The sequence below is a fragment of the Janthinobacterium sp. 64 genome (assembly GCF_002813325.1).
Taxonomy (GTDB): Bacteria; Pseudomonadota; Gammaproteobacteria; order Burkholderiales; family Burkholderiaceae_D; genus Janthinobacterium.
On record NZ_PHUG01000001.1, the window covers coordinates 2,454,744 to 2,475,886 of the forward strand.

Below are 21,143 nucleotides of genomic sequence, written 5' to 3' on the forward strand. Positions count from 1 at the left end.
TGCTTATTGTTTTAACTGCTATCGTGTGCTGATGCTGGATTCAGACGCTGAACTGGTGCGGGCTCCCCGTCTGGTACAAGGTGCCACCGAGCACCGGCGCCGCCGAACGGGCCAGCCGCTCGGCCAGTCCGCGAAACGCCACCGAGGCTCCCGCCAGCGGAAAGGCATCGACCACGCTGCGGCCCAGACGCGCCGCGCGGTGCAGATACTCATCGGCAGGCACCGATCCCATCGAGGTCAGTTTCACGGCCAGGTAGCGGCTCGCCGCCTGCGCCATATTATCGTATACCACTTTTGCTTCGGATTCGGAAGCGCCGGTGACCAGAATGCCGAACGGACGGCGCCCCAGTTCCTGGCTCAGGCGCTTGATCAGGCAGTACGCCGCCTTGATCGAGGTGGCGCTGGTCGACACTTGCACCACGATATCCGACGAGGCCATCAGCGGCACGGGGAAGCAATCGCCCGCGTCGGCGACGACGCCGTCGACCAGCACGATGCCGCTCTGGCGCGCCAGCACTTCGAAAGTCTTGCCCAGGCGGCGCAGTTCGTCCTCGCCCGCATAGTCCATGCTGTCCATCAGGTGGTTGCGCGCGCCCAGGCTGGCCACGCCGAAGCCTTGCGGCACCTGGTGGATGACCTGGTTCAGGGCGCACTGCTGGCGCGCCACGTCGCGCAGGCTGGCGCCGTGCGCCAGTCCCAGGCGCGCGGCGACGCCGTCGCTGCCGCCGCTGGCGTCGAGCAGCAGCACGTCATTGCCGCCGTAGACCAGCGAGGCGCCCAGGTTGACCAGCATGGCGCCCTTGTCGTCCTGCGGCGTGGCCGATAAAAATGTCATCACGCGCGGCTGCGGGCCGGCCAGCATGCGGCGCAAGCCTTCGGCCTGGTCGAAATCGAAATTAGCCAAGGCGCACCCCGCGCGCTTCATTGTTGCGTGCGGCCGCCTGCGCCATCAGGAGCGGCAGTTCGGCATCGGAAAACTGCGTCGCCGCCGCATCGCGCTTGAGCTTGAAGGCGCGGTCGATCAGGTAGCCGCGGTCGGCCAGGTACAGGTCTTCCGGCACGCGCTGGCCGTTCGACACATAAAACAGGTTCAGTTTCTGGCGGATCACCACGTCGAGCACATTGCCGATCGAGGCCGCTTCATCGAGCTTGGTCATGATGCAGCCGGCCAAGCCGCTGCCCTGGTAGGCGCGCACGACTTCATTCAAGGTTTCCTGCGTGGCCGTGGAGTTCAGGCACAGCAAACGTTTCACGTCGGCGCCGGCGCCCGACAGCATGGCCACCTGCTCCGTCACCATCTGGTCGCGCTGGCTCACGCCCACGGTATCGATCAGCACCGTGTGCTTGTTCTTCAATTCTTTCAGGGCGATGCGCAGGTCCGCCTCGTCCTTCACCGAATGCACCATCACGCCGAGGATTTTGCCATAGATGCGCAATTGCTCATGCGCGCCGATACGATAGGCGTCCGTGGTGATCAGGGCCAGTTTTTCAGGGCCGTGGCGCATCACGCAGCGGGCCGCCAGCTTGGCCGTGCTGGTGGTCTTGCCGACACCGGTCGGGCCGACCAGCGCAAACACGCCGCCCTGCTCCAGCATGGCGTCTTCATTGGCGACGGTATTGAGGTTACGGCTCAGGACGGTCTTGATCCAGCGCATGCTTTGCGCGCCATCGAGGCCGGCGGGCAGCTTGTCGATCAGGTAGCGCGCCAGGCTGGCCGAGAAACCGGCGGCCAGCATTTCGCGCAGCACCACGGCTTTTTGCGGCTCGCGCTGCTGCGTCGAGCCCCACGAGATTTCCGCCAGCTGGGTTTCCATCATGCCGCGCATGGCGCGGATTTCATTCATCATGCCGCTCATCTCGGCGGCGGCGTTCTCTTTGACGTGCGCCAGCGCGCTGGCCATCATCTGCTGCATGCGAGCCATGTCCACTGGCTCGCCGGCTGCCTGGCGCGGCGCGGCAGGACGTGGCGCAGCCGGGCGCTGGGCCGGGGCGGCCGGACGCTGCGGCGTGGCGAACTGGGTCTGCAACTGGGGACGGGGCTGGGACATTTCGGACGCGGCAGGCGGCGACGCCAGCGAAGCGGCATCGTCATTGGCCAGTGCGAGGATTTCCACCACGCCATCGGCCTGGCGGTTCGACAGGATCACGGCATCGGGGCCCAGCGCTTCGCGCACCTTGCGCAGCGCATCGCGCGACGAGGCGCCCGTAAATTTCTTCACATTCATGACCGGCCTCCCAGGGCGGGGGTGGCGCAATATTGGCTGAACTGTGTGACCATCGTCGACTCCTGTTGCTTGAGTGCTGTCTTCCACATGGACACAGATCACCCGGACAGTTTCCATTATTAGCGATGCTTGGAGGAAATGATCGAAGGAACAGGACGGGAAAGTACCCGTTATTCAGTTTGCCGGCAGGAAATTTCGGTTTTTTTTAACCCAAAGCAACAACTGGGGTCGAACCCTGAGGGTTAGACCCCGGCCCTTCGCTTGGGTTTGCTTTATTGCGCGCCAACCAGCGCCGTGACGCGGATGGTCTTGGTTTCCGGCACTTCCGCATGCGACAGCACCTTCAGCTGCGGCAAGGCGCGGCGCAAAAAGCGCGACAGCAGGGCGCGCAGCGGCGCCGGCACCAGCAGCACCGGCGTCAGGCCCAGCGCCTCCTGCTGCTGCGCGGCCAGCCCTGCCTGATGGGCGATGGTATCGGCCAGGCCCGGCTCGATGCCGGCGCCGTCGCCGCCGTTGCCCATCGCTTGCATCAGCAACCGCTCCAGGCGGCTGTCGAGGGTCATCACGGACAATTCGGCCGCACCGGGGAACAGTTGCTGCACGATGGCGCGACCGAGGGAGACGCGCACCAGCGCCGTCAGCTCGTTCGGGTCTTGCGTATTGACCGTATGCTCGGCCAAGGTTTCGATGATGGTGCGCATGTCGCGGATGTGCACGCCCTCGGCCAGCAGATTCTGCAGCACTTTTTGCAGGGTCGACAGCGACAGCATCTTCGGCACCAGGTCTTCCACCAGGCGCGGCGCATCCTTGCCCAGGTGATCGAGCAAGGATTGCACTTCCGCGCGGCCCAGCAGCTCGGAAGCGTGCGAGGTGATCAGGTGGTTCAAGTGCGTGGCCACCACGGTGCCCGCATCGACCACCGTGTAGCCCATCGATTGCGCCTGGTCGCGCAAGCTGGCGTCGATCCAGGTGGCGGGCAAGCCGAACGCGGGGTCGCTGGTGGCGACGCCCGGCAAGGCGCCGCTGGCCATGCCGGGATTAATCGCCAGGAACTGCCCGTTGAACGCTTCGCCCACGCCCACTTCCACGCCCTTGAGGGTGATGCGGTAGGCGGACGGTTTCAATTCCAGGTTGTCGCGGATGTGCACGGGCGGCGCCAGGAAACCCACTTCCTGGGCGAACTTCTTGCGGATGCCCTTGATGCGTTTGAGCAATTCGCCGCCCTGCGTCTTGTCGACCAGGGGGATCAAACGATAGCCCACTTCCAGGCCCAGGGTATCGACGGGCATGATGTCTTGCCAGCTGGCTTCTTCCTGCTCGGGCGCCACGGTCGCTTGCGGCACGTCGGCCGGCTTTTCGGCCGCCTCTTTTTCCTGCGTGCGCTTCTTGCTGATCAAATAGGCGGAGCCGGCCAGCAACGACGCCAGCAGGATGAAGACCATGTTCGGCATGCCGGGAATCAGGCCCATGCCACCGATGATGCCGGCGGTGATATACAACACTTGCGGTTTCGCAAACAATTGACCGACCAGCTGGGTGCCGATGTCCTGGTCGCTAGCCACGCGCGAAACGACGATACCGGCCGCCGTGGAAATGATCAGCGAAGGAATCTGCGCCACCAGGCCGTCACCGATGGCCAGCAGGGTGTAGTTCTTGAGCGCATCGGCAAAGCCCATGTCGTGCTGCAGCAAGCCCACCAGCAAGCCGCCGACGATATTGATGACGGTCACCATGATGCCGGCGATGGCGTCGCCGCGCACGTATTTGCTGGCACCGTCCATGGCGCCATAGAATTCCGCTTCCTGCGCCACTTCCGTGCGGCGGCGGCGCGCTTCGTCTTCGCCGATCAGGCCGGCGTTCAGGTCGGCATCGATGGCCATCTGTTTACCAGGCATGGCGTCCAGCGCGAAGCGGGCGCCCACCTCGGCGATACGGCCCGCACCCTTGGTCACGACGGTAAAGTTAATGATGGTCAAAATGATGAAGACGACGATACCGACCGTATAGTTGCCGCCGATCAGGAAGTGGCCGAACGCCTCGATCACTTTACCGGCCGCGTCGGCGCCCGTATGGCCTTCCGTCAGCACCACGCGCGTGGAGGCCACGTTCAGCGACAGGCGCAGCATGGTCGACACGAGCAAAATGGTCGGGAAGGCCATGAAGTCGAGCGGCTTGACCGTGTACAGCGCCGTCAGCAGCACGATGATGGACAGCGCGATATTGAAACTGAAAAAGATGTCGAGAATGAAGGCCGGCAGCGGCAGCACCATCATCGCCAGCAGCATGATGATGATGACCGGCGCGGCGATGCCCTTGCTGGCGCTGCCTTTCAATCCGCTGAGCCAGGCTGGCATGGTCAGGCCGTTCATGGTGTACTTCCTTTATTCTTGTCTGCCGCGTCGGCTGCGGCTTTGGTCTGCGATGCGGGGTCGAGCGGATCGAGCTCGGGCGGCACGTCGAGTTTCTTCGGCTTGTCGGGGCGCTCGCCGTGGCCGCTGCCGTAGCTGCGCAGCTGGAACACGTAGGCCAGCACCTCGGCCACAGCGCCATACAGCGCCTCGGGAATTTCGTCGCCGATCTCCGTGTGCTGGTACAGCGCGCGCGCCAGGGCCGGTGCTTCCAGGATGGCGACCTTGTGTTCGCCCGCCAGTTCGCGGATCTTCGCCGCCACCTCGTCGATGCCCTTGGCTACCACCTGCGGCGCGCCGCGCGAATTCTCGCCATACTTCAGGGCCACCGCGTAATGGGTAGGATTGGTCACCACCACGTCGGCCGTCGGCACGTCGGCCATCATGCGGCGGCGCGACATTTCATGTTGCATCTGGCGTATCTTCGCCTTGATCTGCGGATTGCCGTCCGACTCCTTGGCTTCCTGCTTGACTTCCTGCAAGGACATTTTCATCTTGTTAGCGTAGTGCCACATCTGGTACGGGCCGTCGATGGCGGCGATCAGGCCCAGCGCGCCCACGATCAGCAAAAAGGCCGTGATCAACAGGCTGATCAGATGGGCCGAACCGACGCGCAGGGATTCGACCGACAGGCCCAGCACGGCGTCCTTTTGATGCTGCATCACCATCCAGGCGACGACGCCGACGACGAGCGTCTTGGCGACAGCCTTGAGCAATTCCACCAGCGCATTCTTCGAAAACATATTGCCCAGGCCGCGAATCGGGTTGAGCTTGCCAAAATTGGGGGTGAACGCCTTGGAACTGAACAGCCAGCCGCCCACCAGCACGGGCGAGGCCAGGGCGACGAGCATGATGGCCGCCGCGTACGGCAGGCAGGTCAGCAAGACGGAACCCACGTCGTAGCCGATGCGCAACATCATCGCATCGGGATTGAGGATCTGCTCCCGGTCCAGGCTCAGGCCGGAGACCATGACGGCCGTCAGCCGGCGCACGATGGCGTCGCCGGCAAACCACAGGCAGCAACCGGACGCCATCAGCACCGTAAACGTGGCCACTTCACGCGATCGCGGAACGTCGCCTTCCTCACGCGCCTGCTCGAGGCGCTTCGGTGACGCGGCTTCGGTCTTTTCTGCGTCGCTGTCTTCCGACATCAATCAACTCCGGTGAAGTCCTGCAGCCTGATTAGGCGCAATACGGACTGGGCATGTCGCATTATCGGTGCAATGACCGCAACGCCATCAAGGGAAAAGGAGGCCTAATCCCCTGCTTTTCCTTTGCTCTCCAGTAACCTTAGCGCGACTTCCTGGCTTCCGCCTGCTTTACCGTTTGTTCTATTGCACCAAACAAGGACTTGCCGTCGTCACCCAACACTTCCAGCCGGACAACATCGCCGAACAGCAAATAGGGCGTACTGGCGACGCCATCGGCGATCATCTCCTGGTTACGTCGTTCAACGATGCTGGAAAAGCCCTTCTTGATTTCCTTGTTGGCGACGCCGCCCGCACTGACCACGCTGCCGGCGCGCGCATTGCGCGTCCGGCACAGATGGGCGAGCAATTGCGGATAATTAAACGCCATGTCGGCGCCCGCGTGGGGCTGGCCCGTCAATTTTCCGTTCAGGCTGCAGCGCAAGGCGTAATGCACCTTGCCACCGCGCCAGGCATCGCCCAGTTCGTCGGGCGTAATCGCCACGGGAGAACAGGCCATGGCCGGCTTCGCTTGCAGGTAGCCGTAGCCACTGGCCTGTTCCTCGTCCGCCAGGTTGCGCAAGGTGATGTCGTTGACCAGCATCAACAGCTTGATGTTCAGGTGCGCCTGGTCCGGCGTCGAGCCCATGGCCACGTCGTCCGTGATGGCGGCGATACCTGCCTCGTAATCGATGCCCCACTGCTCGTGCGCCAGGGTGATGTCGTCGTGGGCGCCGAGGAAATCGTCGCTGGCGCCCTGGTACAGGCGCGGCGCCTCGCGCAAATTGGCGGGCGCGTCAACGCCAGCGGCCTTGCAGGCGCGCTCGATCTGCTGCAGGTAGGAGGCGCCGGACACGCGCAAGCTGCTGCGCGGCAAGGGCGCCATGCAGTTGGCAGGGTCGAAGTCGAAGGCCCGGTGACCGCGGCCACTATTGATGGTCTGGTACAGCAAGTCGAGCTGGGGCGCGATGAAACTCCAGTCGTCGAGCGCCTTTTGCAGGGTCGAGGCGATGCCATCGGCCAGGTGCGCCGTTTTCAGGTCGCGCGAGACGACAGCCAGCTGGCCGTCGCGCGTGCCGTCTTTCAAAGTTGCTAATTTCATGTACGGGAAACTTCGTCAAATGCGGGCAATTAAGAACCAAAGACGCCAAAAAGCCGGGATATTCCCGGCTTTGGCGGTCAGGAGGGATTTATGCCAGCAGCGCGATCTGCTCGGGCGTCAGATAGCACCACTCACCTTCGGCGATGCCCAGCGACTCCAGGGTCAGGCTGCCGATGGCGGAACGGTGCAGCGCGCTGCAATGGTTGCCGGCGGCGGCCAGCATGCGCTTGACCTGGTGGTATTTGCCTTGTTCGAGCACGATTTCCAGCTGGTGTTCGCCGCGCTTGATGCAGACGAGGGCCGCCAGCGGGGCCGGTTCATCGTGCAATTGCACGCCGGCCAAGAGCTGCGCCACCAGTTCATCGGTCACGGGCTCTTGCGTGGCAGCCTGGTAAATCTTGGGAACGTGGCGCTTCGGCGACGATTGCGCATGGATAAAGGGGCCATCGTCGGACATCAGCAGCATGCCGGTCGTATCGTGGTCGAGCCGGCCGACGGGCTGGACTTCGCGCCAGGTAAACTGTTCCGGCAGCAAGGTCAATACGCCAGGATGATGGCTGGGCTTGCGCGAGCATTCGAAGTTGGCGGGCTTGTTCAGCGCCAGGTACAGGTGCGCGCGGTAGACCCACTCTTCTTCGAACACGTGCAGCACCAGGCCGTCGGTCTCGACGGTGGTGCGGTAATTGGTCTGGGTGACGCCATCGATGACGACATCGCCATCCTCGATGAGGGAACGACAATATTTACGGGTGCCAAAACCCTGCGATTGCAGGATGCGGTCTAGGGATAATTTACTCATGGACGTGACTTTACCAGAAGCGGCTGACAGCGTGAAGCGGCCCTGCGCCAGGCCTTTGAAGACACACCAGCTTTGCGCAGGCACAGATGAGCTAAAGTACAAGGTGAGATTTCGATATAAATGGCCAATTCCTTTGAGATATATCAAGCGCTCGGGATATCGCATTGATAGACTGAAACTTCGTTAGGAATCCGCCTAACGTACTTTAGGAATTGTGGCAGTCATCCATCTCACAAGGACATCGTATGAAGCATACCGACACCATCGCCCTACAGGGCAGCATCGCCGACATGCGTCAGCGCATCGCCGCGGAACAAGCGGCCATGCACAAGGTCAGACTCGGCGTGGCGCGCTGGCGCAACGCCACTGCGCCGCAGAAGGCGGACGCGCCGTCATCGCCAGCGAGTCAGACACACTGGCATGCCGAGGCGCAGTGCCATTTCATGTGCTGGCTGGAACTGGGCGGTTTTGCGCACGCGGATGCGGCAGCCGACAGCGTGAACGCGCCCGCCGTGGCAGACATGCCGCCCGATACCAGCACAAGCAGCACCAGCAGCAGCACGGCAGCGGAGCCCGTCCCGCTGCCCGCGCACTGTAACGGCTGCGCCGCCTGAGCGCGCCGCCAGCGGACCCGCCATGCCCTGCCCCTGCATGCCTGCCTTGCCAGCCAGACCAGATCACGCATCGCGCGATGCCAGCCTACCCGGCGCGGACGACGCACAAAAGGAAACGGCGGCATTGCGCCGCCGTTCCCAAGCCCCATCGGGACTTCAGTGAGGAATGTAAATTCACTCAAAACCACATCTGCGATGCGGCGAGTAGTTCCAAGACCTGCCAATCAAGTTAGTACTGACAACATAGTTGATATATCGCCCCTCCTTGAAAAGAACTACGCTTTCACTATAGCCCAAGCAGCCCCATTTTCAAGTCAATTTACCACCTTATTGAAAATCATTCTCGACTGGCTTGCCCGTCAGCCAACAGTGATATCCTTATCGCAACGCCGGCTGTGACTGCTGCACGGCTGCCTTCATGGCACCTGCGCCCATGGCGGCGCCAAATTTCTTCAGGACCCGCTCCGGCAAGCCTTCATGCTGCGTGTAGTCGACGATGTCTTCCGCCTTGACGACGTCGCGCGCCACGCTGTCGACCGTGCCGAAATCGTCGGCCAGGCCCATTTCCACGGCTTTCGCGCCCGTCCAGTACAGGCCCGAGAAGGTCTCCGGCGTTTCCTTCAGGCGCTTGCCCCGTCCCGTGCGCACCACGTCGATGAATTGCTGGTGGATTTCATTGAGCATGCCTTGCGCATACGCCTTGTGCTTTTCCGTCAGGGGGCTGAACGGGTCCATGAAGCCCTTGTTCTCGCCCGCCGTCAGCAAACGGCGCTCGACGCCCACCTTTTCCATCACGCCCGTAAAGCCGAAGCCATCCATCAGCACGCCGATGGAACCGACCACGCTGGCCTTGTTGACGTAGATGCGGTCGGCGGCGGCGGCGATGTAATAGCCGCCCGAGGCGCACATTTCATCGACCACCACATATAAAGGCTTGTCCGGATAGCCCTTGCGCAGGCGCTGCATCTCGTCGACGATCATGCCCGCCTGCACGGGACTGCCGCCCGGACTATTAATATGCAGCACCACGGCCACGGAGCCGGCATCGGAAAATGCCTTGTCCAGCGCGGGGATGACGACGGCGGCCGAGCCGCTGCCTTCGGACTCGATGGCGCCGCTGATGTCGATCAGGGCCGTGTGGCGGCCCAGGGTTTCGCTGTCATCGGCCGTGTTGTAATCATAAAACACCCACAGGGCGAACAGCACGATCAACAGGCCGAACACCTTGAAAAAGATGCTCCAGCGGCGGTGCGCGCGTTGCTCTTGCAAAGTGGCAAATACCAGCTTTTCCAGCACGTCGCGCTCCCAGTGTCCCGCAGGGGCGCCGTGGCCGGCGGCTGGCGCGCTGCTGTCCAGCTTGTCATTCGTGTTATCGCTCATGGTTCACTTTGCTTAAATTACAATAAGGCCGGCAGCGGCTGGACATACTCATCGGGCTGCCAGTACAGCTGGCCATCGCGCTCGCTCACGGGTATCGGACGCAAGCGTCCACCCTTGCAGGGGCCGCCCGCGCACAAGCCGCTCTCCGGCACATAGATGGCGCCATGCGTCGAACACATCAGGTACAAGCCGCTGGACTCGAAAAACTCGCCCTCGGCCCAGTCCAGTTCGATCGGCACGTGGGCGCAGCGGTTCAAGTAGCCATATGCCTTGCCGCCGTGGCGCACGACAAAGCCCGTGGTCGCTTCGCCACCGGCCGAGACGGGAAAGCGCACGCCCTTGCCGCCATCGGCCACCGCGTCGGCGGCACAAATCAACACTTCCACAACATCGCTCATCATGCGTGCTCGCTCAGCCATTGGTGCAGATCGGCCACCGTGGCGGCCGAATACAGGGGATTGCAAGCTTGCAACTGCTCCACAGGATGCGCCCCATACTCTACGGCAACACCGGCCGCGCCTGCATTGTTTGCCATCAACAAATCATGACTGGTGTCGCCGATCATCACGGTGCGGCGCATATCCTGCCCCAGTTCGCGCGTCAGTTCCTGCAGCATGGCCGGATGGGGCTTGGAAAACGTTTCATCGGCGCAGCGCGTCGCATCGAACAGCGACAGCAGCTTGACGGCATTCAGCGAACGATTCAGGCCGACACGGCTCTTGCCCGTGGCCACCGCCAGAAAGTACGCTTGCTGCGACAGTTCCTGCAACATTTCCTGTACGCCGGGAAACAGGGTCAGCTCATGGTCGCGCGACAGGTAGTGATAGCGGTAGCGCTCGGCCATGCGCGCATGGAATTTCGGCTCCACATCGGGCATCACCAGCTGCATCGCTTCCTGCAAGCCCAGGCCGATCACGTGCGAAGCGAGCAACTCGGTGGGAATGGGCAAGCCCAGGTCTTTCGCCGACGCCTGGATGCACTTGACGATGGTCGAGGTACTGTCTATCAGGGTACCGTCCCAATCGAAGACGATCAGATCAAATTGCTTTCTTGCCATGTTTCCCGACGGCAAAGCCGCCGGCTCCTTGAGAATGAATGATGGCGACTGACTACCTTGTGAGTAGTGTCGCACGCACGCGATGCAGAGCTATCGTGCGGCAACGGCCAATGGTTTGCCCAAGCTTACCAAGAAACGCTCGCATTCAGCAGCCAGCGGCGCATTCAGAGTCATCGTCTTGCCCGTTTCCGGATGCGTAAACGTGATCTGGTGCGCGTGCAGGAACATGCGTTTCAGGGCGCCGCGCGTGCTGTCGGCTTTCAACAGGGCACGGTTGAGAGCAAAGTCGCCATATTTATCGTCGCCCGCGATGGGGAAACCGGACGAAGACAGGTGCACGCGGATCTGGTGCGTGCGTCCCGTCTTCAATTCCGCTTCCAGCAAGGCAAAGTTGTGATATTTATGCAACAGTGAAAACACCGTGTGCGACGCCAGGCCATCGGCTTGCACGGCCACCCGGCGCTCGCCCTCGGCCGTCGTATATTTGTGCAATGGCAACTTGATATGCTGGCGCGCATTCTTCCAGTCGCCGGCCACCAGCACCAGGTAGCGCTTGTCCGTGACCCCGTCGCGCATCTGTTCGTGCAAGTTCGTCAACGCGGAACGTTTCTTCGCCAGCAACAGCAAGCCGGACGTGTCGCGGTCCAGGCGGTGCACCAGTTCCAAAAACTTGGCGTCGGGGCGCGAGGCGCGCAATTGCTCGATCACGCCGAACGAGACGCCCGAGCCGCCGTGCACGGCCACACCGGCCGGCTTGTCGATGACGAGCAGCTGCGCATCTTCGAAGATGATCGAAAATTCGGCCGCTGGCGCGCCCGTGGGGGCCTTTTCGGCCACGCGCACGGGTGGAATGCGCACCACGTCGCCGGCGGCGAGACGGTACAGCTGATCGATACGGCCTTTATTAACCCGCACTTCTCCCGATCGCAAGATCCGGTAGATGTGGCTTTTAGGCACTCCCTTGCACACTCTTAATAAGTAGTTGTCGATGCGCTGGCCTGCTTCCTCTTCGGCGATCGTTACGAATTGGGCTTGCGGCTGAACCGGGGGTGTTGAAGGGGGAACAACATCTTTTTGACTCTTCATTTACTATGTCTTCCCAGAAATCTCTCTAAGTCCTTCATTTTGAATATATAATTGTTTTTGCTGCGGCCCTGGCTGCTGCGAGTGTAAGAATAAAAGCACATTTTACACAGGGGCGTCTCCACCGGCCTCGCCAAATTGCAAATTCGGTGGAAAAAAATGTATATGCACCATCCCTGCGCGAATCAAGGTTGCACCGTAGTTGTAATCGGATAACGCGTGGAGATGCAGAAGTGAGTGTGGGATTATAAGGATAAGTACCCGTTAGCGCGACTTATCGAGTCGGGCTCGCGGGTTGATGAAGTTGATAACGCTTGCCGTTTTCGCCAAACCCCGTATGTGGCCAAATACTGAGGGTTGTCGATGATAGGCTGAGGCCAAGCCTCGCCATCGCGATCCCTGTAATGAGCCGGCTAACGATTTTGGCTCTGAATTTGCTGACCACTTGCATTCTCTGCCCCCGATGCAGTTCATTCTCATCCGGGCTGTTTCAGATGAGTTGCAAGTGTCCTGTGCACTCGGCATGACGATTGACCTCACCGCGCCTGTTGCGGCCGTAACGCATATCTCGTACGCGTTGTTGCTCCGCACGCCTGGGCATTTCCCCCGCCAACACTCCCGTTCTCGCATATATCCCTGTACTTTCGCCGCTTCCCCGGAAGCGGCTTTGAGATGGCCTACGGGTCGCGGAGTTATAAAAATGAAACGCATGTTGTTTAATGCCACGCAGCAAGAAGAACTGCGCGTAGCGATTGTCGACGGACAAAAACTGATCGACATCGATATCGAGACAGCCGGGCGCGAACAGCGCAAATCCAACATCTACAAGGGCGTCATCACGCGTATCGAGCCATCGCTCGAAGCGTGCTTCGTCAGCTATGGCGAAGACCGCCACGGCTTCCTGCCTTTCAAGGAAGTTGCCCGCACGTATTTCCGCGAAGGCGTCGACGTGCGTAACGCTTCCGTCAAGGAAGCGCTGCGCGAAGGCCAGGAAATCATGGTGCAAGTGGAAAAGGAAGAGCGCGGCAACAAGGGTGCTGCCCTGACCTCGTTCGTTTCGCTGGCCGGCCGTTACCTGGTCTTGATGCCGAACAACCCGCGTGGCGGTGGCGTATCGCGCCGCGTGGAAGGTGAAGAGCGCCAGGAATTGCGCGAAACCATGGATAAACTGGACTTGCCAGCTGGCATGTCCGTCATTGCCCGCACGGCAGGCATCGGCCGCAACGTCGATGAACTGCAGTGGGACTTGAATTACCTGATGCAACTGTGGCGCGCCATCGAAGGCGCCGGCAAGTCGGCCAACGGCGCTTTCCTGATCTACCAGGAATCGTCGCTCGTCATCCGCGCCATCCGCGACTACTTCCAGCCCGACATCGGCGAGATCCTGATCGACACCGACGAGATCTACGACCAGGCGCACCAGTTCATGAGCCACGTGATGCCCGACATGGTGCACCGCGTAAAACGCTACAGCGACGACGTGCCGCTGTTCTCGCGCTTCCAGATCGAACACCAGATCGAAACGGCGTACAGCCGCACCGTGCCGCTGCCATCGGGCGGCGCCATCGTGATCGACCACACCGAAGCGCTGGTGTCCGTCGACGTCAACTCGGCCCGCGCCACGCGCGGCTCGGACATCGAGACGACCGCCTTCAACACCAACTGCGAAGCGGCCGAAGAAGTGGCCCGCCAGCTGCGCTTGCGCGACTTGGGCGGCTTGATCGTCATCGACTTCATCGACATGGAAGTGGCGAAGAACCAGCGCGAAGTGGAACAGCGTTTGAAAGATGCGCTGCACCATGACCGTGCCCGCGTGCAAATGGGCAAGATTTCGCGCTTCGGCCTGATGGAACTGTCGCGCCAGCGCCTGCGCCCTTCGCTGTCCGAAGGCTCGCACGTGACGTGCCCGCGCTGCTCCGGCACCGGCCACATCCGCGATACGGAATCGTCCGCCCTGCAGGTGCTGCGCATCATCCAGGAAGAGGCGATGAAGGAAAACTCGGCCACCATCCACGTGCAAGTGCCCGTGGACGTGGGCGCCTTCCTGCTCAACGAAAAGCGCGGCGAAGTGCTGAAGATCGAAAACCGCCACCGCATTGCCGTGATCCTGATCCCGAACAAGCATCTGGAAACGCCGCATTACAAGCTGGAACGCATCAAGCACGACGATCCGCGTCTGGAAGACAGCCAGGCCAGCTACAACCTGGCCGAAAGCGCTGAAACCGACATGGCTTACAGCAAGCGCCAGAAGGAAGAAGCCAAGCCGCGCCAGGAAGCCGTCGTCAAGACGATCACCCCTGACCAGCCGGCACCGCTGGTCGAGCGCAAGCCCGTCGAAGCGAAACCGGCTCCAGTGGCCGCGCCTGCCGCACCACAGGGCCTGATCGCCAAGATCATCAGCTTCTTCACCGGCGCTCCGGCACCGGTGGCACCAGCGCCCGCTCCTGTCGCTCCAGCCAAGCCGGCCGGCGCCGACCGTGGCGACCGCAACAGCCGTGGCCCGCGTGGCCGTGGCCGCAACGGCAAGCCTGGCCGCGAAGAACGCGAACCAGGCCAGGCCCGTCCAGCCCTGGACGACGCTGCCAAGGAAGCGGAAGCACTGGAAAAGGCGGCCCGTCCGCCACGCCCACCGCGTCCGCCACGCGAACCGCGTGAAGCGCGCGAAGGTGGCGATGCAACGGCGGCACCACGCGAACGCGGCGAGCGTCCGGAACGCGCGGAACGTCCTGAGCGCGCAGAGCGCCCGGAACGCGCCGAACGTCCGCCACGCCAGCCACGCGAAGGCCGCGAACCACGCGCCGACAAGGCTGTTGTTGCTGAAGTGAAAGCTGACGAGCTGGCCCTGGTTGGCGCCACCGCCAGCGCGGTCAATGTGGTCGTGGCGTCAAACGGCCCTGAATCGGACGCCGCACCGGCCAACCTGCTGAAAGCGCCGGTCAATGCCGGTCCTGAAGGCGAAGAGTCGGAAAGCGACGTGGAAGGCGAAGAACCGCGCCGCCGCCGTCGTCGTGGTGGCCGCAACCGCAACCGCCGCGACCGCGAAACGGGCGAGCTGATCGAATCGGCAAATGGTGACAACGAAGGCCAGGACGCACCAGCGATCAGCTTTACGGTCGCTCCGGCGCCGGAAGCGGCAACGGATGCCGCTCCGGTCGCCGTCGTGGCTGCCGCCGCTGTCGTGGCCGTCGCTGCGCCAGTGGAAGCTGCCGTCGTGGCTGAAGTCGTGGAAGTGGTCGAAGTGGTGGAAGTGGCCAAGGTTGAAGAAGCCGCCCCTGCCGCGGAAGTGATCGTACCGCCAGCCCCTGTGGAGCCCGTCGTTGCTGCAGCGCAAGCTGAACCAGCCGCTGCCGAACCGGCACCAGCTGCCGAGTACAGCTTCGCCGAGAAAGCGGAAGTTGCACCAGCACCTGCTCCAGCGGAAGTCATCGTCGAAGCGGCGCCAGTCGTTGAAACGGTTGCTGTCGTGGAAACCGTCGCTGTGGTGGAAGAAGTTCCAGCAGCAGCGCCAGTCGCCGAAGCGGCACCGGCCGTGGTGGAAGCTGCCCCGGTAGTTGCCGAAGTTGCGCCAGCTCCTGTTCCTGTTCCTGCCGCTGCTCCGGCACCGGCAGCACCAGTGGCCGCGCCGCTGGACTTGAACGCGGTGCTCGGTTCGGCCGGTCTGACCCTGGCTGCCACCGATCCGGAAAAACTGCGCCTGGCGCAGGAAGCGGCCGCCAAGGCAGTCGCTCCCGTGCGCAAGCCGCGCGAACGCAAGCCATTGCCGCCGCAATCGGATGAGCCGTTGATCCAGGTCAACACGCAGCGTCCATAAGCGGGCCGGGTTCGCCCAGCCGCCAATGATGAAAGGGGAAGCTCAGGCTTCCCCTTTTTTACGTCCACTTTTTTGCCAGCCATCCGCCATGCACGAGCACGCCTCTCCTTCCCCCGTCAGCCTGCGCAGCGCCTTCTGGTACTGGCTCAAGCTGGGCTGCGTCAGCTTTGGCGGCCCGGCCGGGCAAATCGCCATGATGCATGCGGAACTGGTGGAAAAACGGCGCTGGATTTCCGAACAGCGTTTCCTGCACGCCCTTAACTACTGCATGCTGCTGCCGGGGCCGGAAGCGACCCAGCTGGCCATCTACATCGGCTGGCTGATGCACCGCACGCGCGGCGCGCTGGTGGCGGGCCTGCTGTTTTTGCTGCCCTCGCTGCTGCTGCTGATCGCCCTGTCCTGGCTGTACATGGCGTATGGCCACGTGGGCGCCATCGCCGGCATCCTGTACGGCATCAAGCCGGCCGTCGTCGCCATCGTGCTGGCGGCCGCCTGGCGCCTGGGCCGACGCACCTTGCGCAGTCCCGGCCTGATCGCCATCGCGGCGGTCGCATTTGTCGCCATCGCCGCGCTACGGCTGCCATTTCCGCTGATCGTGCTCGCTGCCGCCCTGCTGGGCATGGCGGGCGGGCGCTGGCTGCCGGCCCAATTCCATACCGGCGCCACGGGGCACGGTGGCGCGGCCCGCTACGGCGCCGCCCTGATCGATGACGACACGCCCACGCCGGAGCACGCGCAGCTCAAATGGCCGCGCCTGCTGGCCACGGCCGCCGTGGGCCTGGCGCTGGCCTTCTTCACCTGGCTGGGCCTGGCGCTGGCGGGCGGTGCGGACCAGCCGCTGGCGCAGATGGGCGTGTTTTTCAGCAAGGCCGCCCTGCTGACGTTCGGCGGCGCGTATGCCGTGCTGCCCTATCTGGTGCAAGGCGCCGCCGACCATTACCACTGGATCACGAGCGCGCAGATGATGGATGGCCTGGCGCTGGGCGAAACGACGCCCGGCCCCCTGATCATGATCGTCGCCTTCATCGGCTTTGTCGGCGGCTGGAGCCATGCCGTGACGGGAGAACAGCTGTGGCTGGCGGGCATATGCGGCGCGTTCGTCGCCAGCTGGTTTACTTTCCTGCCCTCGTTTATCTTCATCCTGGCCGGCGCGCCGCTGGTGGAGGCGTCGCGCGGCAATCTGCGCCTGAGCGCGCCCCTGACGGCCATTTCGGCGGCCGTGGTCGGCGTCATCGCCAGCCTGGCCCTGTTCTTTGGCCGCCACGTCTTCTGGCAAGCAAACCCGCTGCCGCACTGGGATTGGCTGGCGATGCTCATCGCGCTGGCGGCCGGCGTGGCGCTGATCCGGTTTCAAGTGGGCACCATCAAATTGCTGCTCGCCTGTGCCATCTTCGGCCTCGTGCTATCGTATCTGCCTTGACCGATTTAACGTAAGTGGTATCACCTTTCATGGCTGACAAGATTATCTACCTCGCCGAGGCCCGCAATGGGGTACCGGCGATCCCCGCGCAGCTGGAAAGCCCGAGCGGCAACGTGGCCGACAGCCTGGGCCGGCCCCTGCACGACTTGCGCATCTCGATTACCGACCGCTGCAATTTCCGTTGCGTGTATTGCATGCCCAAGGACGTGTTCGACAAGAACCACGTGTATCTGCCGCACACGGACTTGCTGTCGTTCGAGGAAATCACGCGCGTCGCGCGCCTGTTCGTTGAACACGGCGTGGAAAAGATCCGCCTGACGGGCGGCGAACCGCTGCTGCGCAAGAATATCGAAAAGCTCATCGCCATGCTGGCCGCCCTGCGCACGCCGTCGGGCCAGCCGCTGGACCTGACCCTGACGACCAACGGTTCCTTGCTGGCCAGAAAAGCGCAGGCACTCAGGGATGCGGGCCTGAACCGGGTCACCGTGTCGCTCGACTCGCTCGACGACGCCACCTTCAAGCGCATGAACGACGTCGATTTCGCCGTGGCCGACGTGCTGCACGGCATCGACGCGGCCCATGCGGCGGGCCTGGGCCCGATCAAGATCAACATGGTCGTCAAGGCCGGCATGAACGAGCAGGAAATCGTGCCCATGGCGCGCCACTTCAAGGATACGCCTTACATCTTGCGCTTCATCGAGTACATGGACGTGGGTGCCTCGAACGGCTGGAACTTGCAGGAAGTCATCCCGTCCGCTGAAGTGGTGCGCCGCATCGGTGCACACATGCCCTTGCTGCCCATCAACCCCAACTACACGGGCGAGACGGCGGCGCGCTGGCGCTATGCCGATGGCGGCGGCGAAATCGGCCTCATTTCCAGCGTCACGCAAGCGTTCTGCGCCGACTGCAGCCGCGCCCGCCTCTCGACCGAGGGCAAGCTGTACACGTGTCTGTTCGCCAGCAGCGGCCACGACTTGCGCAGCCTGCTGCGCGGCGGCCGCAGCGACGCGGAAATCTCCTCGGCCGTGGCGCAGCTGTGGCGCGGCCGCGGCGACCGCTATTCGCAATTGCGTACCAGCCAGACGGATTTGACGGGCACCACGCTTGAGCACGGTAAAAAGAAAGTGGAAATGTCGTACATCGGCGGCTGAATCAGGCGCGGCGCAGGCCCGCCGCTGCTACCATGGCGCATGCACCCACTTCCTACCTGACATGATCAACACACACGACATTACCGGCCTGATCCTGGCCGGCGGCCTCGGCACGCGCATGGGCCAGCGCGACAAGGGCATGCTGCCCCTGCATGGCCAGCCTCTGGCGCGCCACGTGCTGCAGCGCCTGGCGCCGCAAGTGGGCCAGCTGGCCATCAGCGTCCACGCCGATGCCGGCGATTACGCGCGCTTCGGCCTGCCCGTCTGGCCAGATCTGCTGCCGGGCCAGCTCGGTCCGCTGGCGGGTCTACACAGCGGCATGCAGCACGCCAGCACGCCCTACCTGCTGACCGTGCCCTGCGACTCACCCCTGCTGCCGCCCGACCTGGCAGCGCGCCTGGCGGCCGGCCTGCTCGACAACGATGCCGACCTGGCCATCGCCGTCACCGAAGAGACCGACCCGGCGACGGGCTCGACGGTGCGCCGCCCCCATCCCGTCTTTTGCCTGGTGAAAACATCCGCGCTGCCCCAGCTGGACGCTTATCTGCGCGCCGGCGAGCGCCGCATGCGCAGCTGGCACGGCCCCCTGAAGCTGGCCGAGGTCGTGTTCGAGGATGGCGCCGCGTTCGGCAACATCAATACCCCGGACGAGCTGGCCGCCCTGCAGGCGCAGGGCCTGTCCGTGCCGATGGCGCAAGCCATCCTGGCCGACAGCGTCGCGCCCGTCGCCGAAATCGAGGAACTGCCGTTGCCGCAAGCGTTCGAGCGCATCCTGGCGGCCGACATCATCTCGCCCATCAGCGTGCCCGCGCACGACAATTCCGCCATGGATGGTTATGCGCTGCATGGGGCTGACCTTGGGGCCGACCTCGGCGGCGACACTCCCGTCACCCTGACCGTGGTCGACACCATCCTGGCCGGGCGTCCCGGCACCGTCAACGTCGGGCGCGGGCAATGCGCGCGCATCATGACGGGCGCCGTCATGCCCGATGGCTGCGACAGCGTGGTGCCGCAGGAACTGGTGCGGCAAGCCAGCGAGCACAGCATCACCATCGCGCCCGACTGCATCCGCCCCGGCGACAACCGCCGCTTCAAGGGGGAAGACTTGATGCAGGGCCAGCCTGCGCTGCTGCAGGGCAAACTACTCGGACCGGCCGAACTGGGCTTGCTGGCCTCGCTGGGCATCGCCACGGTGCCCGTGCGCCGGCGCCTGCGCGTGGCCTTCTTTTCCACCGGCGACGAATTGCGCTCGATCGGCGAAGCGCTGGAGGCGGGCTGCATCTACGACAGCAACCGCTACACCCTGCTAGGCATGCTGACCCGTTTGGGCTGCGACGTGCTCGACATGGGCATCGTCAAGGATGATCCGCAAGCGCTGGAAGCGGCCCTGCGCGGCGCCTGCGCCTCGGCCGACGTCATCATCACCTCGGGCGGCGTGTCCAGCGGCGCGGCCGATTTTACGCGCGAGATCCTGGCGCGCCTCGGTGAAGTGGCCTTCTGGCAAATCAACATGCGCCCGGGCCGCCCCATGGCCTTTGGCCGGATTGCCAGCGAGGGCAAGACGGCCTTGCTGCTGGGCCTGCCCGGCAACCCCGTGGCCGTGATGGCGGCGTTTTATTTCCTCGCCCGCCCGACCCTGCTGCGCCTGATGGGCGCCGATGCGGACACGGCCACCCTGCCGCTGCTGCAAGTGGCGGCGCAAGCGACTATCCGCAAGAAGCGGGGCCGCACGGAATACCAGCGCGGCATCGTCGAGCGGGGTGCGGATGGGCGCCAGCACGTGCGCGTGACGGGGGCACAAGGCTCCGGCATCCTGCGCTCGATGACGCAAGCCAATTGCATGATCGTGCTGCATGCAGCGCAAGGCAACGTGGCCACGGGCGACCTGGTCGATATCGTACTATTCCATGGATTGACCTGATGAAGCATCTACTTCTGACACTGGCCTTGCTGCAGGGCATGGCGGCGTATGCCGGCGAAGTTCAGAGCAATGGTTACACGGTGCGCTTCGACGAGCGCACCGAAACGGCGCCGGGCGACTTGCATGGCGCCACCGTGGGCCGCATCAGCCTCGTGCGCGCCGCCGATCAAGGTCTCGCGTGGCAGGAAAACACGCCCTTGCAGCCGGGCTGCGGCGCCATTGCGGCCGTCACCGTCCTCAACGACAGCCATGTGGCCCTGTGCGGCCACCTGGGCGGGCGCCATTACACGCACAAGATCATCTTCATGCAAGGCAACTCGCCCACCATGGTGAGCGTGGACCAGTTCGATTCGCCCAGTGCCGTGCGCGTGGAGCGCGACGGATCGCTGGCCATCGACGTCCTGCGGCGCGACCGCTTCCCTGGCGAACTGACGGGTCCGCATTACTTTCCCACCGTGTACCGCCTGCACCACGATGACGCCACGTTCGGTTTCGTCCCCAGCTTTGATGGCGATGCCGCCGAGCGCTACTGGCAGCACTACCGCGCCACGCGCCAGACGGCGCCAGCGGCGGCCGTGCTGCCGGAACTGCTGGCATCCCTGCTGGCCGCGCAGGCCGGCAAGCAATCCATCTGTGCCGAGCTGGCCACGCTCGCCGCGGATCTGCAGCGTGACGGCCAGCCGCACGATGCACAAGGCGCGCGCAGCCTGATGCGCACGTGGCTGCACAAGCTGCCCGCCATCGGCTATCCCCGCTTCGACGCACCTGCCTGCCGGGGCACTTTCTAGCAGATCGGCGCTGCGGCGCCAGCTCGCTCAACATTCTTCTTCAAGCACCACGACGGCCCGCCCTGCGCGGGCCGCTCGCATTGCCCCTTCGCAATCAATTGACCTGCGCGGCAAGCGCACGCCTATCGAGATAAAAATATTAACTATTTATTAAAATAACATATAAATAAACACAACAATAATTGTAATTATTTTAT

General features: G+C 63.4%; 16 protein-coding genes and 1 pseudogene. 6 read left to right on the plus strand and 11 right to left on the minus strand.

Annotation, left to right across the window (positions count from 1 at the left end):
• Positions 1 to 40: 40 nt before the first annotated feature.
• From CLU91_RS10790 to CLU91_RS28810, 7 genes and pseudogenes are all read right to left on the minus strand, one after another.
• Complete coding sequence (locus tag CLU91_RS10790; RefSeq protein WP_100876684.1) at positions 41 to 904, minus strand: MinD/ParA family ATP-binding protein; 864 nt, start codon at positions 902 to 904, stop codon at positions 41 to 43.
• A complete protein-coding gene (gene flhF, locus CLU91_RS10795; protein WP_099762516.1) occupies positions 897 to 2,225 on the minus strand; it encodes a flagellar biosynthesis protein FlhF in 1,329 nt (442 codons plus the stop codon). The genes CLU91_RS10790 and flhF overlap by 8 nt, the downstream gene beginning before the upstream one ends.
• A gap of 272 nt (positions 2,226 to 2,497) precedes the next feature.
• Positions 2,498 to 4,594 carry a flagellar biosynthesis protein FlhA gene (gene flhA / locus CLU91_RS10800; protein ID WP_100874150.1) on the minus strand — a complete coding sequence of 699 codons (2,097 nt, stop codon included), beginning with the start codon at positions 4,592 to 4,594 and terminating at the stop codon, positions 2,498 to 2,500.
• Complete coding sequence (flhB, locus tag CLU91_RS10805) at positions 4,591 to 5,784, minus strand: flagellar biosynthesis protein FlhB (RefSeq protein ID WP_100874151.1); 1,194 nt, start codon at positions 5,782 to 5,784, stop codon at positions 4,591 to 4,593. The genes flhA and flhB overlap by 4 nt, the downstream gene beginning before the upstream one ends.
• 139 nt (positions 5,785 to 5,923) lie before the next feature.
• Positions 5,924 to 6,922 (minus strand): fumarylacetoacetate hydrolase family protein, encoded by a 999-nt coding sequence (locus CLU91_RS10810; protein ID WP_100874152.1) that lies wholly within the window; start codon positions 6,920 to 6,922, stop codon positions 5,924 to 5,926.
• 88 nt (positions 6,923 to 7,010) lie between these two features.
• Positions 7,011 to 7,721 (minus strand): pseudouridine synthase, encoded by a 711-nt coding sequence (locus CLU91_RS10815; RefSeq protein ID WP_100876685.1) that lies wholly within the window; start codon positions 7,719 to 7,721, stop codon positions 7,011 to 7,013.
• Between the two features lie 91 nt (positions 7,722 to 7,812).
• Positions 7,813 to 7,911: pseudogene (locus tag CLU91_RS28810) on the minus strand (hypothetical protein); the annotation flags it as partial.
• A 55-nt stretch (positions 7,912 to 7,966) separates the two neighbouring features.
• Here CLU91_RS28810 and CLU91_RS10820 point away from each other — a divergent pair.
• A complete protein-coding gene (locus CLU91_RS10820; RefSeq protein ID WP_100874153.1) occupies positions 7,967 to 8,335 on the plus strand; it encodes a hypothetical protein in 369 nt (122 codons plus the stop codon).
• Between the two features lie 378 nt (positions 8,336 to 8,713).
• Here the strand turns inward: CLU91_RS10820 and CLU91_RS10825 are convergent, their stop codons facing one another.
• From CLU91_RS10825 to CLU91_RS10840, 4 genes are all read right to left on the minus strand, one after another.
• Positions 8,714 to 9,715: a S49 family peptidase gene (locus CLU91_RS10825; protein WP_100874154.1), complete on the minus strand. Its 1,002-nt coding sequence runs from the start codon at positions 9,713 to 9,715 to the stop codon at positions 8,714 to 8,716.
• A gap of 17 nt (positions 9,716 to 9,732) precedes the next feature.
• Positions 9,733 to 10,116: a Rieske (2Fe-2S) protein gene (locus CLU91_RS10830; protein WP_198521307.1), complete on the minus strand. Its 384-nt coding sequence runs from the start codon at positions 10,114 to 10,116 to the stop codon at positions 9,733 to 9,735.
• Positions 10,113 to 10,772, minus strand: a complete 660-nt coding sequence (locus tag CLU91_RS10835; RefSeq protein ID WP_100874156.1) for an HAD-IIIA family hydrolase — start codon at positions 10,770 to 10,772, stop codon at positions 10,113 to 10,115. Before CLU91_RS10835 ends, CLU91_RS10830 begins: the two co-directional genes overlap by 4 nt.
• Positions 10,773 to 10,862: 90 nt before the next feature.
• Complete coding sequence (locus tag CLU91_RS10840; protein ID WP_100874157.1) at positions 10,863 to 11,858, minus strand: RluA family pseudouridine synthase; 996 nt, start codon at positions 11,856 to 11,858, stop codon at positions 10,863 to 10,865.
• A 697-nt stretch (positions 11,859 to 12,555) separates the two neighbouring features.
• Between CLU91_RS10840 and CLU91_RS10845 the strand changes: the two genes are divergently transcribed.
• The 5 genes from CLU91_RS10845 (at position 12,556) to CLU91_RS10865 (ending at position 20,946) form a co-directional block, all read left to right on the plus strand.
• The gene (locus tag CLU91_RS10845) at positions 12,556 to 15,666 is read left to right on the plus strand and encodes an Rne/Rng family ribonuclease (RefSeq protein ID WP_100874158.1); all 3,111 of its coding nucleotides are present in this window, start codon (positions 12,556 to 12,558) and stop codon (positions 15,664 to 15,666) included.
• An 88-nt stretch (positions 15,667 to 15,754) separates the two neighbouring features.
• Positions 15,755 to 17,086: a chromate efflux transporter gene (chrA, locus tag CLU91_RS10850; protein ID WP_100874159.1), complete on the plus strand. Its 1,332-nt coding sequence runs from the start codon at positions 15,755 to 15,757 to the stop codon at positions 17,084 to 17,086.
• 29 nt (positions 17,087 to 17,115) lie between these two features.
• Positions 17,116 to 18,237, plus strand: coding sequence for a GTP 3',8-cyclase MoaA (gene moaA / locus CLU91_RS10855; protein ID WP_100874160.1), 1,122 nt, complete (start codon positions 17,116 to 17,118; stop codon positions 18,235 to 18,237).
• 61 nt (positions 18,238 to 18,298) lie between these two features.
• A complete protein-coding gene (gene moeA, locus CLU91_RS10860; RefSeq protein WP_100874161.1) occupies positions 18,299 to 20,158 on the plus strand; it encodes a molybdopterin molybdotransferase MoeA in 1,860 nt (619 codons plus the stop codon).
• A complete protein-coding gene (locus tag CLU91_RS10865; RefSeq protein ID WP_100874162.1) occupies positions 20,158 to 20,946 on the plus strand; it encodes a hypothetical protein in 789 nt (262 codons plus the stop codon). The genes moeA and CLU91_RS10865 overlap by 1 nt, the downstream gene beginning before the upstream one ends.
• The last annotated feature ends 197 nt before the right edge of the window (positions 20,947 to 21,143 follow it).

Bases quoted from the DNA above. Each gene is read 5' to 3' on its own strand.
- flhF (WP_099762516.1), bottom strand. From the start codon at position 2,225: ATGAATGTGAAGAAATTTACGGGCGCCTCGTCGCGCGATGCGCTGCGC.
- flhA (WP_100874150.1), bottom strand. From the start codon at position 4,594: ATGAACGGCCTGACCATGCCAGCCTGGCTCAGCGGATTGAAAGGCAGC.
- flhB (WP_100874151.1), bottom strand. From the start codon at position 5,784: ATGTCGGAAGACAGCGACGCAGAAAAGACCGAAGCCGCGTCACCGAAG.
- CLU91_RS10810 (WP_100874152.1), bottom strand. From the start codon at position 6,922: ATGAAATTAGCAACTTTGAAAGACGGCACGCGCGACGGCCAGCTGGCT.
- CLU91_RS10815 (WP_100876685.1), bottom strand. From the start codon at position 7,721: ATGAGTAAATTATCCCTAGACCGCATCCTGCAATCGCAGGGTTTTGGC.
- CLU91_RS10820 (WP_100874153.1), top strand. From the start codon at position 7,967: ATGAAGCATACCGACACCATCGCCCTACAGGGCAGCATCGCCGACATG.
- CLU91_RS10825 (WP_100874154.1), bottom strand. From the start codon at position 9,715: ATGAGCGATAACACGAATGACAAGCTGGACAGCAGCGCGCCAGCCGCC.
- CLU91_RS10830 (WP_198521307.1), bottom strand. From the start codon at position 10,116: ATGATGAGCGATGTTGTGGAAGTGTTGATTTGTGCCGCCGACGCGGTG.
- CLU91_RS10835 (WP_100874156.1), bottom strand. From the start codon at position 10,772: ATGGCAAGAAAGCAATTTGATCTGATCGTCTTCGATTGGGACGGTACC.
- CLU91_RS10840 (WP_100874157.1), bottom strand. From the start codon at position 11,858: ATGAAGAGTCAAAAAGATGTTGTTCCCCCTTCAACACCCCCGGTTCAG.
- CLU91_RS10845 (WP_100874158.1), top strand. From the start codon at position 12,556: ATGAAACGCATGTTGTTTAATGCCACGCAGCAAGAAGAACTGCGCGTA.
- chrA (WP_100874159.1), top strand. From the start codon at position 15,755: ATGCACGAGCACGCCTCTCCTTCCCCCGTCAGCCTGCGCAGCGCCTTC.
- moaA (WP_100874160.1), top strand. From the start codon at position 17,116: ATGGCTGACAAGATTATCTACCTCGCCGAGGCCCGCAATGGGGTACCG.
- moeA (WP_100874161.1), top strand. From the start codon at position 18,299: ATGATCAACACACACGACATTACCGGCCTGATCCTGGCCGGCGGCCTC.
- CLU91_RS10865 (WP_100874162.1), top strand. From the start codon at position 20,158: ATGAAGCATCTACTTCTGACACTGGCCTTGCTGCAGGGCATGGCGGCG.